Annotated in this window: 15 protein-coding genes; 5 read left to right on the plus strand and 10 right to left on the minus strand. The window is 44.7% G+C overall.

Annotated features, from left to right (window positions below):
• Positions 1-58: 58 nt before the first annotated feature.
• From LN893_RS14540 to LN893_RS14560, 5 genes are all read right to left on the minus strand, one after another.
• The gene (locus LN893_RS14540; protein ID WP_229971281.1) at positions 59-1,444 is read right to left on the minus strand and encodes an erythromycin esterase family protein; all 1,386 of its coding nucleotides are present in this window, start codon (positions 1,442-1,444) and stop codon (positions 59-61) included.
• A 125-nt stretch (positions 1,445-1,569) separates the two neighbouring features.
• Positions 1,570-2,253 (minus strand): alpha/beta fold hydrolase, encoded by a 684-nt coding sequence (locus LN893_RS14545; protein ID WP_229971282.1) that lies wholly within the window; start codon positions 2,251-2,253, stop codon positions 1,570-1,572.
• A gap of 90 nt (positions 2,254-2,343) precedes the next feature.
• Positions 2,344-3,780 (minus strand): TolC family protein, encoded by a 1,437-nt coding sequence (locus LN893_RS14550; RefSeq protein ID WP_229971285.1) that lies wholly within the window; start codon positions 3,778-3,780, stop codon positions 2,344-2,346.
• Positions 3,781-3,794: 14 nt separating this feature from the next.
• Positions 3,795-6,968 (minus strand): efflux RND transporter permease subunit, encoded by a 3,174-nt coding sequence (locus LN893_RS14555; RefSeq protein WP_229971286.1) that lies wholly within the window; start codon positions 6,966-6,968, stop codon positions 3,795-3,797.
• A gap of 48 nt (positions 6,969-7,016) precedes the next feature.
• Positions 7,017-8,159 (minus strand): efflux RND transporter periplasmic adaptor subunit, encoded by a 1,143-nt coding sequence (locus LN893_RS14560; RefSeq protein ID WP_229971289.1) that lies wholly within the window; start codon positions 8,157-8,159, stop codon positions 7,017-7,019.
• A gap of 816 nt (positions 8,160-8,975) precedes the next feature.
• On the opposite strand from LN893_RS14560, the gene LN893_RS14565 reads away from it, so the two are divergent.
• Both LN893_RS14565 and LN893_RS14570 read left to right on the plus strand, forming a co-directional pair.
• Positions 8,976-10,133, plus strand: coding sequence for a zinc-dependent alcohol dehydrogenase (locus LN893_RS14565; RefSeq protein WP_229971291.1), 1,158 nt, complete (start codon positions 8,976-8,978; stop codon positions 10,131-10,133).
• A 12-nt stretch (positions 10,134-10,145) separates the two neighbouring features.
• Positions 10,146-10,640, plus strand: a complete 495-nt coding sequence (locus LN893_RS14570; RefSeq protein WP_229971293.1) for a hypothetical protein — start codon at positions 10,146-10,148, stop codon at positions 10,638-10,640.
• 95 nt (positions 10,641-10,735) lie between these two features.
• Here the strand turns inward: LN893_RS14570 and LN893_RS14575 are convergent, their stop codons facing one another.
• Positions 10,736-11,167, minus strand: a complete 432-nt coding sequence (locus tag LN893_RS14575) for a hypothetical protein (protein WP_229971295.1) — start codon at positions 11,165-11,167, stop codon at positions 10,736-10,738.
• A 187-nt stretch (positions 11,168-11,354) separates the two neighbouring features.
• Positions 11,355-11,732 (minus strand): hypothetical protein, encoded by a 378-nt coding sequence (locus LN893_RS14580; RefSeq protein WP_229971297.1) that lies wholly within the window; start codon positions 11,730-11,732, stop codon positions 11,355-11,357.
• A 333-nt stretch (positions 11,733-12,065) separates the two neighbouring features.
• Between LN893_RS14580 and LN893_RS20565 the strand changes: the two genes are divergently transcribed.
• The 3 genes from LN893_RS20565 (at position 12,066) to LN893_RS14590 (ending at position 14,328) form a co-directional block, all read left to right on the plus strand.
• Entirely contained in the window at positions 12,066-12,194 is a 129-nt protein-coding gene (locus LN893_RS20565; protein ID WP_255710070.1) for a hypothetical protein, read from the plus strand.
• A gap of 137 nt (positions 12,195-12,331) precedes the next feature.
• Positions 12,332-13,534, plus strand: a complete 1,203-nt coding sequence (locus tag LN893_RS14585; RefSeq protein ID WP_229971299.1) for a family 8 glycosyl hydrolase — start codon at positions 12,332-12,334, stop codon at positions 13,532-13,534.
• A 269-nt stretch (positions 13,535-13,803) separates the two neighbouring features.
• Positions 13,804-14,328: a hypothetical protein gene (locus tag LN893_RS14590; RefSeq protein ID WP_229971301.1), complete on the plus strand. Its 525-nt coding sequence runs from the start codon at positions 13,804-13,806 to the stop codon at positions 14,326-14,328.
• Between the two features lie 156 nt (positions 14,329-14,484).
• Here LN893_RS14590 and LN893_RS14595 read toward each other — a convergent pair whose 3' ends face one another.
• From LN893_RS14595 to LN893_RS14605, 3 genes are all read right to left on the minus strand, one after another.
• Positions 14,485-15,543, minus strand: coding sequence for a proline iminopeptidase-family hydrolase (locus tag LN893_RS14595; protein WP_229971303.1), 1,059 nt, complete (start codon positions 15,541-15,543; stop codon positions 14,485-14,487).
• Between the two features lie 251 nt (positions 15,544-15,794).
• Positions 15,795-16,184 (minus strand): tRNA pseudouridine synthase A, encoded by a 390-nt coding sequence (locus tag LN893_RS14600; RefSeq protein WP_369427683.1) that lies wholly within the window; start codon positions 16,182-16,184, stop codon positions 15,795-15,797.
• On the minus strand, positions 16,069-16,599 hold the full coding sequence (locus LN893_RS14605; RefSeq protein WP_229971305.1) for a tRNA pseudouridine synthase A: 531 nt from the start codon (positions 16,597-16,599) through the stop codon (positions 16,069-16,071). Before LN893_RS14605 ends, LN893_RS14600 begins: the two co-directional genes overlap by 116 nt.
• Positions 16,600-16,695 lie beyond the last annotated feature (96 nt).

Consider the following 16,695-nt stretch of genomic DNA (forward strand, 5'->3'; position numbering starts at 1 on the left):
ACTTATAGGCATATTAGCAGTAGTAAGCACAGCAGCCCAACACCTAATATCCGAAGTGCTAAGTACCCCAAGGGAACAAATCAGACGGTTCGTTGCTGACTATGATCGTCTCGATAGGGTGTAAAGCGCTCGTGCTGTCCAGATAGATGAAGGCATCGTATCGCTTAGGCATAACAGAGGGTACATAGTTGCCTAAATGCTCTAAAGCGGGGTTATAAATCACACCAATTGCCCGATGCCCTACAGGGCGATTCAGCAACTTATTGTCTTTAAGATCTCTCGATAAAATGAGTTTGTTTCTAGGGCTTAACTGGTGCAGAATCTGTTCCCAGCTTCCTCGCACAGCAGGAGGCATTTCTGTTTTTTTGATAGGAGCGCCCCAGGCTCCTGCAGCTATCACAGAGCCGCTGTAGGAGCCGAAGCCAACGATGAAAACATTATCCTGGCCGTATTCTTTGCGTACCAGTTGGCCAACATTTATCTCACCATTATCAACCATATCTGTGTAGCGGGCGTCGCCAACGTGGGTGTTGTGCTGCCACACAATAGCTTTAGATGTCGGTCCATGAAATTGGAGTAAACGCTTTAGGGTTTGCATCATGTGGCGGTCGCGGATGTTCCAGGATTCTGAACTGTTGGTGGCGGCTGTACGGTAGTAGCGCTCCCCGTTTAAAGCAACCAAGGCGTTCTGCTCCGCCACAAACTGAGCCTCGCTTTTGGCAGCTCCCTTAGCCTTCGCCAGCTTCTGCACTTCCTTCCATAGCCTATTTGTCTCTGCCCTGCAGTTTGCGGAAGCACTGGCTACGGCTTGGGCATATTGCATCACGTCTGCACTGTATGGCTGAAAACATTGGTGCACCTCACTGGCTGATTTGACTAAAGAAGGGTGCTCTTTTATGTAGGGCATCAGCTCAGTCATCGATTCCCACAGGCAATAAACATCTAGCCCATATAAACCTGCTTTAGATGCGGCAGGAACGTTCTGGTTATACCTGTTGAGCCAGCTTACCAGTGAGGCGATTTCGTAGTTGCCCCACATCCAGGTAGGCCACCTGTTATACTGCTCCAGAAGTGCTACTGCTGCGGCACTGTCTTGAGGCTCACCTTTCACAAATTGGTTTACCCGATAAGAGTCTGCCCATTCTCCTTCTACGGCAATAAAATCAAATCCTTTCTCCTGAATCAGTCGTTTGGTGATGGCGGCCCGCCAGGTATAATATTCCGATGTGCCATGCGAAGCCTCTCCGAGTAAAACTACTTTTGCGTCACCGATTTCCTGCAGCAATATATCAAGGTCATGCTCGTTCTGAAGTGGATAATTTGGTATGGTTAAGGTAACAGCCTTATCTGATTTATCACTTTTTTGTTGCGGAGTTTGCCTGCAGGCAAAGGGGAAAAAGCACAGCCACAGCAGCATTCCAAAGCTCCATATTCTTCTCTTCAAGTTCATCCAGCACCTCCTTAATTTAAACTTGTTTTACTCCCTTAGCCAAGTGTGAGTTTCGTGTGGGAGGTTGATTTAAGCTTTGCACAATTGGTTGTTGATGTAGGTGAGTTGTAGTTGAACATTTATTGACTGCTGCCAGCCATGCGCACCTCCAAAAATGCTACAATAGGTGCATAGACTTCTTCTGGATGGGTGTACAGGGAGAAATGATCTCCTGGAACTTCCAGGAATGGCTGGTCAGGGTATTTTACTATGTTGTCTGGCTTGGCATGTATTCTTATATCGGGTTCTACCGTCACAGGCTCAGGAACATCATTGAAAATGAGTCGTAGCTGGTTGTTAACATTGTTTTTGTTTCCTTTTATCAGCTTATCAAAGACGAAGGCGAAAACTGGTGCGGATGGTTTTCCCTGATAGTTCTTCTTGATAAGCAGGCGCTTTGTGAGCGAATTAAAAAGTAGCCCTTTTTTGGTAAGCCAATAAACTAGCTTTGTATTGGTACTAGGCTTTACTACCTTCTCTTTTTCTGTCCAGGAAGAAATCTGGATGATAGAGCAGTTTAGGATGTGCTTTATGTAAAGGGCAACCCAACCACCCGTAGAGTGGCCTATTAAAATGTCTTCTTGTTTTATGGCATGCCAGTTTACCAGTTGTTTTGCGTACTGCAGTGCGTTTAGCTCAGGCCTTGGTTGGTTTCCTAGTAGCTCCCATGGGTTCAGAAAGATCTTTTCTCCTGGCAAATGAGGGTAAATCTTATCGAAAATAGATGCATCTTCACCGAAGCCTGGCACTAAAAACACACGCATATCTTAAGATTTAAATAGATTTTTCACTAGGAATCACTTCTTTTTACCTTTCTAGCTGCACAGAAGTTTTCTGTGCCAGGTGCTTTACACTTATGGTGTTTGTGTCCAGCCGCCGCCTAAGGAGCGGTAAAGGTCTATTAAGGCTAAAAAGATTTCTTTACGGGTATTGGCTTTGTTTAGCTCTGCATCCAGCACACTACCCTGTGCTGTTATTACTTCCAGATAAGAGGCATAGCCAGCCATAAACAAGTCGTTGGAGGTACTCACTGCACTGGTAAGCACTTCCGCTTCCTGTTCTCTTAAGGCGTAGGCTTTTTTGTAATTTTCAACCTTCTGCAGGTTCGTCATCACCTCCTGGTATGCTGTCAGAATACTTCTTTGGTAGGCGTAAAAAGCTTCTTTATTCAAGGCTGCTGATCTGCTATGTTCCGAACGGATGATTCTGTTCTGGAAGATCGGAGCGGTTATGCCTCCTAAAAAGCCTAGTACTAACGACTCTGGAGTATTGAAAAGAGAAGGAATGCTTCGGGAGTGGAGACCCGCATAAGGTGTAATAGTTACAGATGGTAAAAAGGCTGCACGTGCAGCTTCCAAATCTGCTTTGGCGGCTATCAATTCAAGTTCCTGCTGCTGTATATCGGGCCTCCGCAACAGCAGATCGGCGGGAACCCCTGTGTTAACTATTTCTGGTAAATGCTGCAAAAGTATAGACTCTCCTCTTGGTATAGTTTGAGGATACCTTCCCAACAAAAGGTTCAACTGGTTTTCTAATTCTGTAATTCGTTGGCGCTTTTCATACCCCAGGCTTTGTGTACGCAGTAGCTGCGCATGAAATTGCTGTACAGCCAATTCAGTAGCTCTGCCGCCTATTTTCTGTATCTTTATAATCTCCAGAGCCGTTTCCTGCAGTTCTATGTTTTTTTCAATAGCTTCTAATTCGTTGTCTAGGCCCAGCAACTCATAATAAAGCCGTGCAACTTCGGCTACGAGTGTGGTGGTAAGCAGGTGCTGCCCACGTTCGGTAGCCAGAAAACGGGCATAGGCTGCTTTTCTGCGGTTCTTCAGCCTGCCCCATAAATCTATTTCCCAAGTGCTTTGCAAGCCAAGAAAATGGTTCTGTGTTTGCGTAACGGTGTTGCGGTCGCCGTAAATCGTGCCGCTCAGCAGGTTGTTGTAAATGTTTCCTGACCTGGCCCTGAAGCGGACATCCAGCGAAGGAAGTGTAGCTCCCTGGGCAATAGCATAATTCGCCCGAGCCATTTCGATGCGTTGTATGGCTACCAACTGGTCCAGGTTGTTTTTTAAGGCTATATCAATCAAGTTAACTAGGTACTCATCGTTGAAAAAGTTATTCCAGGCGATGTCACCCAGGCTGGTGCTGTCGGTGTTGCCGTCAAAAGAGGCGGGCATTTTTGCCAGCGAAGGCAAGGGTTGCTTTTCAGGTGGCGATAACAACTTGCAACTGCTTATCAGCAGCAAAAAGAAAGAGAAGTATAAATAGTTAGTAAAAGGTTTATGAAACGACATATAGCTGGTTAATCTTAGTTATTTGATACAGATACTTCTATCTCTTCTGTTATAGGTTCTTTTGTCTGCTGCTTCGCTTTCTTTTTACCGATCATGCTTGCAAACAGTACATAAAGCCCAGGAATAAGAAACAAGCCTACAATGGTACCAATCAGCATACCACCTGCTGCAGCCGTACCTATAGATCGGTTACCCAGGGCACCAGCACCCGATGCCATACATAGTGGTATCAAGCCAGCAATAAAGGCGAAGGAAGTCATCAGGATTGGGCGCAGCCTTGCTACAGACCCTTCAATGGCAGCTTGCAGTACCGATTTCCCCTCGTTGCGCCTTTGCACCGCAAACTCAACAATAAGGATGGCATTTTTACCTAGCAAACCAATAAGCATGATCAGGGCTACCTGCGCATATATGTTGTTCTGGAGGCCGAGCAGGTGGAGGGCAAAGAAGGCTCCGAACACACCAGCTGGCAGCGACAGAATTACGGGCAGCGGCAGCAGGAAGCTCTCGTACTGTGCAGCTAGGAGCAGGTACACGAAGATTAGGCAGATTATGAAGATATAAATCGCCTGGCTTCCTGAAGATATTTCCTGCCGCGTCATGCCGTACCAGTCGTAGGTATAGCCACGAGGTAATGTCTCAGCAGCCACTCTTTGTATAGCCGCAATGGCATCACCACTACTATAGCCAGGAGCTGGGCTTCCTTTTACTTTGGCCGAAATATACATGTTGTGTCGTGAAAGCTGCTCTGGCCCGTATACTCTTTCCATGCTGATAAAGGTAGAATAAGGCACCATTTCCCCGTCATCGTTCTTCACCTGCAGTTTAAGCACGTCTTCAGGTCTTGCACGGTAACTAGGGTCTGCCTGCACCATCACATCATACATTTGCTCAAAACGGATAAAGTCGGATACATACAAGCCGCCTATGAGTGTCTGCAATGTGCTCATAGCTTGGTTTATTGTAACACCGTTCTTGGCAGCCATATCCTGGTCTACCTGGATCAGGTACTGCGGGAAATTGGGATCGAACTCTGAAAAGGCTGTGCTGATTTCTGGTGCTTCTTTCAGTTTTGCAACAAACTCGTCCAGTATCTCATCTGTTTTCTGAAGGTTGCCGCTGCCCGTACGGTCTAACACTTTCATCTGGAAACCGCTGGAGTTACCAAAGCCAGGTACGGTAGGAGGGAGGAAGAAATCAAGCTGGGCATCTTTGATATGCCTGGTTCTTTCTTCCAGTTTTCGAATGGTCTCCCCAATAGGCTCGTCACGTTCGTCCCACGATTTCAGGTTAACCATGCCCATACCGAAAGAGGCACCCGATAAACCAGTAGAGAGGCTGTAGCCTGCCAGCGATGTAAAAGATTCTACTTCGGCCAGGCCTTTTGTTGCCAGGTTAATCTCATCCAATACCCGTTCGGTTCGCTCCACTGTTGCGCCAGCTGGTGTGGTTACGTTCAGGTAAATCACGCTTTGGTCTTCTGTCGGGATAAAACCTGTCGGGAGTATAGTGCTGATGCCCCAGGTGGCGGCACAGAAAACAAGCAACAAAGCACCTGTTACCAATCGGCGGCTGGCCAAAAACATAACACTGCCTCTGTATTTGTTGGCTAAGGCATTATAGCCGTTGTTAAACTTGCCAAAGAAGCGCTGCAGTAAGTTCTTTTTCTTTTCTGTGTGGTGGTTGTTTCGCAGTATAATGGCACATAACGCAGGGGTAAGGGTTAGGGCGTTTATACCTGAAATAACAATGGCAATAGCCAGCGTAAGGGAGAACTGGCGGTAAAATATACCTACAGGCCCCGACATAAAGGCAACAGGGACAAACACTGCTGACATCACTAATGTTATGGCTAGAATGGCACCGCTTATTTCGTGCATAGCTGCAAAGGTAGCAGCACGTGGCGACAGACCTTCTTCCTCCATTTTGGCGTGGACAGCCTCTACCACCACAATGGCGTTATCTACTACAATACCAATGGCCAGCACCAGTGCAAATAAAGTGAGTAGGTTAAGCGAGAACCCTAGTAGCTCCATAAAGAACAGTGTACCGATCAGGGCCACAGGCACAGCCAGGGCAGGTATAAGAGTAGAGCGGAAATCCTGTAAGAAAATGAACACTACAATAAACACCAGTATGAAAGCTTCCAGGAGTGTGGTTAACACGTTTTTGATGGATGCATCGAGAAAGCGGGAGACGTCATAGGTTATTTTGTAGTCCATGCCAGGGGGGAAGGTATTTGCTTTCAGCTCTACCATCCGTTCCTTCACTCTTTTAATCACATCGCGGGCATTGGAACCAGGTCGCTGGATGATCATGATAGAAGCTGCAGGTTGACCATCTGTTTTGGAAATTCGACCGTAGTTCAGGTTTCCCAACTCCACGTCTGCCACATCCCTCAGCCGTAGTACAGAGCCATCATCGTTTGCTCTGATAACGATTTTGTTATATTGGTCTGGCTCGGAGAACTTGCCTGTGTAGCGCAGTACGTATTGCAACATCTGAGGCGTTTTACCAGAACTTATACCTATTTGTCCGGGAGCTGCCTCAATGTTTTGGTTCTTAATAGCTTTTATGATTTCATCTGTAGATACTTTATAGGCTGTCATACGGTCTGGTTTCAGCCACACGCGCATAGAGTAGTCTTTGGTGCTCATTATCTCGGCAAAACCCACACCGTCTACTCTTCTTAGTTCCTGCAGTATGTTCAGGTCGGCAAAGTTGTAGATAAACTTTTCGCCAAGTTCGGTGTCTTCGCTCATCACGTTAATGTAGAGCAACAGGCCTTCCACCTCTTTCTCTGTGGTAACTCCTGCTTTTATAACTTCCTCTGGCAGGTCGCTTACAACAGTTGTTACACGGTTTTGCACTTCCACTGCCGCTTGGTCTGGGTCTACGCCAGCACCAAAATAAACCTTTATGCTAGAAGTACCTCTGTTGCTGGAAACAGACGACATATAGGTCATGCCAGGTACGCCGTTGATGGCTTTTTCGAGGGGCGTGGTAACGGTGTTGGCTACTACCATGGCGTTGGCTCCGCGGTATTTAGCTCTTACGGAAACAGATGGGGGAGCTATGTCTGGGAAAAGGGCTACTGGCAGGGTAAAGAAAGCCAGCGCTCCTAGTAGTGTTATAAATAAGGAGATTACAAGGGAGAGTACTGGTCTTCGTATAAAAATATCAAACATTAGCTGTATATCTTAAATCAATCAATCCTTTAATTCCACTCTTCCTTCTTAAAGCGTTGCCGCAATAAGGCTATCCATACTAACAGGTTTTGGCTCTATCTGTGCGCCAGACTCTACACTTTGTATTCCCTCGAGTACAATTCTGTCACCAGGAGCTAAGCCCGATTCAACTATGAAAAAAGTGGAGAAGCGGGTTCGGGGCACAAAGCTTTTCATCTTTACCTTATTATTGGCGTCTACCAAAAATACATAGCTCTTGTCCTGTATTTCGAAAACTGCCCGTTGGGGCACCAGTATTGCATCTTCTACCGCATTAGATAAAATGATATTACCAGAAGCGCCGTGTTTTAAGGTTTTGTCTGGGTTAGGGAAACGAGCTCTGAAAGCAATAGAGCCTGTTCCTGATTTGAACTCACTTTCTACTGTTTCTATACTTCCCTCATAAGGGTAGGAGCTTCCGTCAGCAAGCCTTAACCGAACGTTATTGTTATTTTTTTCGGGGTGGTCCCTTTTTGTCTTTATATACTGCAGGTACTCGTTCTCAGACACATTAAAGTAAACATAAATTGCGCTGATGTTAGAAGCAGTAGTTAATAAAGTGCCGTGGTCAATCAAGCTTCCAGTTCTGTAAGGAATGCGGTCTATAATACCATCGAAGGGGGCTCTGATGCTGGTGTAGGAAAGTTTGATGCCTGCGTTAGAGACAGAGGATCGGGCGGCGCCAATTCGGGAGTTTGCTGCATCGAGCTTGGCCTGGGCTACATCAATTTCCGTTTTAGAAATAACATTTTTTTCTACTAACAGTCTTAGCCTGTCAATTTCTAGTTTTATACCCTTTGCTTCTGCCAAGGCACTTTGCAGGTTTGCACGGGCTTTCGCTAACTCCTCTTTATACTCTTCATCGTTAATCTTAAAGAGTAGTTGCCCTTTCTTTACTTCCTGCCCCTCGTCCACATAAACTTTTTCTAAAAAGCCTTGTACCCTGGCTCGCAACTCCACATTCTGTACGGCCTGTATGTTGGCTACATATTCATGGTGGAGCACCGTGTCCTTTGCTATAATCTGTGTGACAGGTAGTTGCTGTACTTCTTTGTTTTCGTTAACCACTTGATTATTGGCCGAACACCCTGCTATAGATAATCCAACTAGTGTGAAAAATAGTGTTTGTAGGGCCTTAATCTTGTTCTTCATGGTTATGCTACGCTGTTGTTTAAGGTAACAAGAGGCTGGTTAGCACAAGAAGATGTCAATCAAGAAGCGACAAATAGTACCAGAGAGGTACAAGCAAAATTATAAAAAAGCACCCATTTATACAGGGTAAGGCCTGTCGGGCCGAATATAATTTTGTTTAGGTCTGGATTGACATCACTACAACGAACAGTCAACCTCTAAATACCAGAAATATTAAAGAGATATTAAAATAAACGGCAAGTAAGGCCGAAATGTTTATCAAAAAGAACTAAAAAAAGCTTTTTGTATCATGTTAAGAAGCCTTTACGAAGCATCATGTTACAAACTCTTCAAAGAAAGATGAAGCTGCTTATGAAGAATACGTGCAATGTATTCTTGTTTTAGTGTTATAAATAATCTAAGGGAACGGAGCTTCTTCTGTTGCAGGTGGTACAGTTGTACGGCTAGCATGGCAGGCTAAAGTTTGTGTGAAGTTGAATTTGAGGTTATAGTTACAGTACAATTTGTCATTTCAAAGCTGTGGTTTAATCAGACAGGGTGACAAGTGTCTTAGTCACAGTTCCAGAGGGTTATGCTATAGTGTAGTAGCAATAGGTTTTGCTAGGTACACGTCTTCTGTAATGTGCCAGATGCAATCAAAAAACGTGTGTGTAACTACACTTTAGTCATAATAATCAAACCACATGCGGAATCTTTGAGTATAAATTTATATCTGCTAAAAGTGGATAAAATACTTTTCAGGTAAAGCTAAACGATGCGTATTCCTGAAGAGCGCTTACTGAAACTAAAAAATAACTTAACTGAAAACAAAATCTTATGCTGGCAATGAACTACCGAGGCCCTCAACGGGTCCGCCTCGACCGCAACAAACCGATGCCTGAAATACTGCATCCACAGGATGCTATTGTTCGGGTTACCCGCTCCTGTATATGTGGCTCAGATTTGCACTTATATAATGGCAACGTACCAGATACCCGTGTAGGAGAAACCTTCGGGCACGAGTTTATAGGAGTAGTTGAGGAAATTGGATCTGAAGTTCACAAACTAAAAGTAGGGGACCAGGTAATTGTTCCGTTTAACATTGCCTGCGGACAGTGTACTTTCTGTAAGCAGGAACTGTACGGCAACTGCCACGAAGCTAACCCAATGGCAACGGCAGTTGGTGGTATCTTCGGTTACTCACACATTGCAGGTGGCTATAACGGCGGACAGGCAGAGTATGTGCGTGTGCCTTACGCTAACGTGGGACCGATGGTAATACCTAGCGGCATGCATCCAGATGATGCCGTTATGCTAACAGACGTAGTGCCGACAGGGTACCAGGCTGCTGAAATGGGAGGCATCCAAAAAGGAGATACAGTGGTCGTTTTTGGTGCTGGACCTGTGGGCATTATGGCAGCAAAATGTGCTTGGTTGTTTGGCGCAGGCCGTGTTATCGTTTTTGATCAGGAAGAGTATCGCCTTGACTTTGTGCGGAAATATGCGCAATGCGAAGCTTACAATTTCCGTTCGATAGAAGACCCCGTTGTGTTCATGAAGAAAACGACTGATTCGTTGGGTGCAGATGTTTGTATTGATGCGGTTGGTGCCGAGGCAGCAGGCAGTAAGATGCAAACCATTACGGGTAGAAAGCTGCTGCTACAGGCAGGTTCTGCCACAGCTTTACAGTGGGCTATCAACTCCGTTAAAAAAGGTGGTATTGTATCCGTTGTTGGAGTGTATGGGCCAACAGGCAACCTTATTCCTATTGGTAACGCACTTAACAAAGGTGTTACAATACGTGGCAACCAGGCTTCTGTTAAGCGTCTGCTGCCAAGATTGATTGAACACGTACAAAATGGTGTTCTTGATCCGAAGGCGCTTATTACGCATCACTTTCCTTTAGAAGAGGTATCTGATGCCTACCGAATTTTTTCAGATAAGCTGGATAATTGCATCAAACCTGTTCTTGTTCCACCATCAGCTAAAATTTAAAGAAATACAACTATGGAAGATACAAAAAAAGACTACTCACATATAAAAGGTTGGGGCATAGACGCAGATCCGAAAAATGACCCTACCTACCCCATGAGAAAGCGAAGCAACGATGACCATGGAGGTTATAATTGGGAGCGGCCAACACAGCAGCCAATCAATGTAGAGGTGCTTCATTCTATTGAGCGCCCGAACGTGACAGCAGTTTTCGGTACTTCTAAGCCACCACACGGCTTGAGCGGCATGATGAGGCGTTTTGCCTTTACCTATGGCGAAGGAAGTTTTAACCATTGGCTGCCCCTGCTGATGGCAGACCGTGTAGATGTAGTGGAAGGTATTATAGATGACTTGAAGCGCGGTTATATACCAAATATTTTTGCTGAGCGAGGTGGCAAAGCAGAATGGAAGTACAACCGAAAAGGCATGTTTTTTAAAATAGCTGTAGGAGTTGCTATTACCACCGCTACTGTTATGTTGCTACGCGGCAAAAGTGACGACGAAGATTAAACAATTGTAAAGCAAAAGTAAAGGCAGCTGAACCAACAGCTGCCTTTACTTTTTATACTGATTTCCTGAAAAGCGAGGAAATAACCACATCCAGCTTAGCGCCTATTGCCCTTTTTCTTCTGCTCCTTGCGCGCCTGCGCCCGCTCTTTCTTTAGCTGCTCAAATTCCTCGTTCGAGATGGTAATCTCATAGTAAAGTGAGTTCACGATACGCAGATCTGCGTCAGGGTCGTATGCCACCGTAAGCGATAGTTCTTTGTTTTCATTCAGTACATATTCGCCATCCTCCAGGTCAAATACTTTAAATTCAAATTCCCCCTCTTCCTGCTGTTTGTAATTTTTACGGGCTAATAGATCGCCCGTAAGTATGAGCGGTGTCTCTAGTTCATCTTCAAAGTCGAAGGGCTGGAAAAAGCGACCGTCTTTTTTGTTTGTGATGTAGGTCACCCTGCTGATATGCACTTCTATATCCTTATTCCCGTTCTCGCGGTTTTGCTTTATGTCGAGGATGTTTCCAATCAGTTTCATGTGCAAATCTATTTTGCTTTTCTAACGCTTTCTGCAAACTTACAACAATTAGCGGTTCGGTAGCAAACAAAGCGTTGTTAGGCAACAACCCACCTGCTGCTGTGCACCGTCAACTGAGGTCTAGTGTTGCAGCGGTATGCTCTTAATTACGTAGACTGATACTGCTTTCCCAAAATGGCAAGCAACGCTATTCCTTTTTCTGCTTGCGCTTCTTCTTTTGATTTGGCTGTAGTATAACTGTATGCGTACCGTTTGGGTTAACCTGAATGGTAGTATTTCCGTGGTGGTGTAATGTTGTATGTGTGCCATCAGGGTTAACATCCACAGTAACATTGTCTTGCTGGTGGAGGGTTGAGTGGCTACCGTCTGGATTTACCTTTACAGAAGTTTTTTTATTGTGGTGATGAATGACGGTGTGTGTGCCATCAGGATTTACTTGCACTGCTACGTTTCCATGTTTATGAATGATAGTATGTGTACCGTCAGGATTAACCTGAATTTGTTGCGCATGTACTTCGAAGCCAAAAAAGGTAAGGACGATAAATGCCAGAACGGGAGTTTTCATACAGTATAAGTATTTGTTAATTCTATACGAAGCAGAGAGGGGCTAAGGATAAATTTATTCTGGAACTGTCTATGAAACTTGCTGTAATTCAGTTCATCTACGTTATTGGGGTTAGCAGTTAATCATAGCTATTTCATCGTCAAAGGAAACTATTGATTCTCCTGATACTTTAGTTCTTCTACAAATTTTACTATGCCAGAAATGGTATTGGTCTAATACAGCAAGCCATAAGTAACAGATTTGTGTAGCCTATGCTAAAATTTAGTGATTTTTTTCAATTTCATGACTATAGCTTCGGCATCAGATGTTATATTTAGATGCTAAATTATAAAAATGATGAAATTTATTAGAAAAGAGGTGCTTTACGCTTTATCCCTTTTGTGGATATTATGTATTCTGGTGGGATGTGGTAAAGATGGAGAAGAAGCTGTTGAATTAGAAACTAGAATAGGGTTACTGTAAAAAGTGCTGCTGGTAATGCACAAGCCAACAGTAAAGTATATTTATTTAAAAACCCATCTACCGAGGCAAGCGGACGCACTCCCGCAAACGCACTTAAGAATATTACTACAGATGCAAATGGAGTTGCCAGGTTTAACTTGAAAGGCATTCCAGATCTTGCCAATACAGGTACTCTTTATTTTACTGTGCTGGAAGGTGCACAAAACGAGGTGCTAGGTACGCTTGCGGTTAATTACACGAAAGGGGAAACAATCACAAAAGATCTTGTGCTGGAGGATAACAGCGAACCAGAACCTGTATCAAGTTACGACCACGGTTTTATGCCAACCACCATTACGCACGCATTGGCTATGAGTGAGTATGACCGTTGGAAGCGTACTCAGGTTGTTGCTTGTAATGAGGGTTTGAGAGTAATATCTGACCCTGCCAGCGAAACAAAAGTAGAAGGTATCGGCTTTGGACTTTTGTTGGCTGCCTATGCCAAAGACAAACCGACATTTGATGGTATTTTAAGGTTTTATAACAGTAAAAGATCAGCTAGAGCGGCCAACATGATGGCTTGGTCTGTTACCTGCAGCGGCGTAATAGATCCTGGCAGCGCCACTGACGGCGATCTTGATGTTGCCTTTGCTCTTGTTGTAGCCAGCAAGCATTGGGGCAACACTTACTTAGACGCCGCCAAAGACATTCTTCAGATAATAAAAACACGCCTGATTGTGCAGTGTAACGTTGGCGGGGAGAGCATCTATATTCTGGCACCTGGTTACTCGAACGGTGCTTGGGGTGGCTGCGGTATGACAGACTTGATGTACCACACCCCTACGTTCTTTAGAGTTTTTGCAAGCGTAACAGGAGACAACATTTGGGAAGAGCTGGCTGACGACACTTATACCCTCTTAAAAGCTGGTGCACACCCAACCACAGGTCTCGTACCTGACTGGCAAACAGCTTCTGGTACGCCTGGTCCTGGTGGAAGAGCTGGTTACTTTGGTTATGATGCCTGCCGTGCTCCATGGAGAATTACGTTGGACTTCCTTTGGAATGGTAATACTGAAGCAGAGGCATGGACTAAGAAAGTTTCTGGATGGGCTAACCAGGTCGGGCCTGCTAATATAGTAGATGGTTATAACCTGGATGGTACTCCGAGAGGAACCAACGGCCTGAACAGCGCTTTCCTCGGCGGTTTTACAGTGGCTTCTATGAGCCACAGCCAGGAGCAGGTAGACAGATTCGGAACAGAACTTAGCAAGCTTCGTGACACCTATTGGTTCAACATAAATACGCGTGTGCTATACCTGTTTACCTTAACAGGTAACTTCTGGAACCCGCTCGACAAATAGGTTGCCACAACAGCAAGCGTTAGCTTTTTCGTAATAAACTGACGTTAATTACATTAAGAGAGAGGCCTGGCAATATTGTCAGGTCTCTCTTCTGTTTTAAACTTTTGATAAAGGGTAAGATTTGAGAGTCTTTTTTACTGCAGCTCGTACTATAATAGTAAGAAGCTATCCGAAGTATATTTTACCTGTCATTGTCGTAGCTACCCTTAAATAGGCTATTGAACAGCGCTTTAGGTATATTTAAAATTTTAATTTATATAGCAGCGCACATGAAGCTGTTTATCTTCTGCCTTCGCTCCTTTTTCTTGACTGTGTCTGTATTGGCTCAAAACCTTTCTGTGAACACACTGATCAAGTTGCGGCAAATGAGGACGCCAAGCTACATACACCAAAAGCTAGAAGGGAAGGGGTGGAAATTAGTGTCAGTGACAGAACCTACACTTGACAAGCAGGGAGTTGCAGTGTGGAGCTATGAATCAGTACGTAAAAGCGATAATGCCTGGGTATATCTTTACTACAGCATGACAGATTATAGGCAGAACGGCATAGAATATCATCCTAATTGCAGTTGCAAAATGCCTAAACTCCAAAAAAAGATAAAGCAGCGGAAAATGAAGAAGCTGGATGAGGGGGAGAGGAGAGAAGGTATTGATGTAAAGTATAAGTATACAGCGTATGCGGATTCTAATTACATTTCTCGGCTGCTGACTTACCCAAACGAGCCGAACAATATCGCCATCCAGATATTTGACAAAGACTATTACGTAGTACAGGAGAACAATGACCTGCTGTAATTAGCTGGTTTAGGTAGGAGGGCAGTATTACGGTAAGGCTAATCTTATTTTATTTAAATTGAAACTTAACATATCAGTCTTATTGAAACTGTAAATAAAGAACAAGGCATGCTTTTTAGAAACATGCCTCGTTTAATAAGTTTTCAAAGCTTACTGTTACAACTCACCCTTATCTACATCTTTAATAAATTTGGTTAAGCCGTTAAAGTAGGTTTTCTGGTCGTCGTACATAGCCATGTGGCTACCAGTCGGGCAATGGAGGTAGCGACCTTTGGGTAATTGCGTGGCCATCCACTTCATGTGCTCGGGGTCCATGGTATCGTGCTGACCACCTATGGTTAAAGTGGGTACTTTTATTTTAGGGAGATCCCCTGATCGGTCCCAGTGCAGGAGCGAAGCATTGCCTCTTATACCAAATTCGCTAGGGCCTTGCATCTGCACATATACTGTTTGGTTCATGTGGTTAAACATTCTATTTACAGGGTCTGGCCACTGATCTACGGGCAGGCGAAGGGCATGCTGGGTGTAAAAGTGCGGCAAAAGTAGCTCCATGTATCGTGGATTTGAGAAGTCGTTATTGGCCTCAATTTGTTTTACCTCAGCCAATACCTGTGGATCCATTTGCGGGCCCAGCACTTCGTCGGCATAGGTGTTATAGGCAGGTACGCTCGACATCATGTTCGAGATAATCAAGCCCTTCAGGTTGGTCTGGTGCTTCATAGCATATTCTAAAGCCAATATGCCCCCCCACGAGTGCCCCAGCAGGTAAAAGTTATCCTGGTTCAAGCCCAATGCCAGGCGAACCTGTTCCACTTCCTCTACAAAGCGAGGTATGTTCCAAAGGCTGGTGTCATTTGGCTGATCGCTATAATGAGACCCCAACTGGTCGTAGTAATAGTATTCTATGCCTTCCTTAGGCAGATAGCTGTCGAAGGCTTCAAAGGCTTCGTGTGTACCGCCAGGTCCACCGTGCAGTAGCAGCACTTTCATAGTAGGATTATTACCCACGCGTTTGGTCCAAACATTAAAGTCACCTTTGGGAGTAGTAATCTTAATTAACCTGGTGCCTCCGCTAAACTGATCTTTTTTGCCAGCGCTATCATGATATTCTTGTAAGGTAAGTTCTTTAATTTCGGTTGTTTCAGAATTTGATTGCACGGTACAGCTTTGTAAGAGAAGCAGGATAGCCAGCAAATAGGAAAAGAGCAGTTTCATTTATAGGTTGTCTTTACAGTTTAAGGAATGAATGACTTGTTAAGGTAAAAAAATTTTCTGATGCTATCTTCAGAAGTTTGCCTGGTGTACGCTTTGTTATCGCACAGCAGTGAAATCTGGTAATTCACAAAAACGCATGCAGGTCTAATGGTGTGGTAGGAGCGCTTAAACCTATTCTTTAACAAAGATGCTGCATCGCGTTTATTCGCTATAAAAAGGACCTAAACACAAAGGAAATGAATGGCAGCTTATTATTTAATAGGTTGCCAGCCTGCGTCAGAATGGTTTTGTAGAATAGCAGAAAAAGAACTACGGGGTGGAAGGTCCAGGAATGGATAAATAACTTTTGAAAGATAGAGGCCTTGCGGGTAAGCGGGTGTTAGAGCATTGGGTGCTTTCTCGGTTGCTAAAAAGCTTTCAAATTCATCTACGCTCAGCGCACCTGTCCCAACCTTCAGGAGCTTGCCTACAATAATTCGAATCATCCTGCTCAGGTACCTATTCGCCGAAATCTGGAAGCGTAGTCTATCGCCGTTGCTGTCGGTGAGCCACCTGGCGGAGGAGATGTGGCAGATGGTACTCTCGTGTTCGGCAGGCGTAATGCAAAGGTTCCTGTAGTCGTGGTATTGGGGCAGCAGCAGCCTGCATGGCAGAGAGGTTCAGGTTGTGTAGGAGGTACAGCGAGCTTATGCTGCTTAGAAAAGGATCTTTGTAGGTATGGATAAAATAGTCGTAGCTTCGTTGGCAGGCATTGAAACGGGCGTGCGGCATTCCTTCCATCGGAATGATGTCGAACACGGCAATGTCGGGAGGTAAAACTTTATTCAGGCGGTAAAGCATGTCAAATTCCCATGGCTGCGCCACATCCAGGTGAAAAAAGAATTGGCTTGCATGTACCTGCGCATCGGTTCTGCCACACCCCACAATACCGACAGGTGCTTTCAGTATCTTTTGCAGATAACCTTCAATTACCTGTTGCACATTTACCCCATATGGGTGCCGCTGCCAACCTCTATAGTTGGTGCCATTATAGCCGATATGGAAAAAGTATCTCAATAGTTTGTTTCGCTGAGTCAGATTTGATCACAAGTTAGGCATCCAAAATAAATCATTTGTACTAATCTGAATCAAATAAAACTCCTTTTGCTGAAA

It is taken from the genome of Pontibacter harenae (assembly GCF_020907245.1).
Classification (GTDB): domain Bacteria; phylum Bacteroidota; class Bacteroidia; order Cytophagales; family Hymenobacteraceae; genus Pontibacter; species Pontibacter harenae.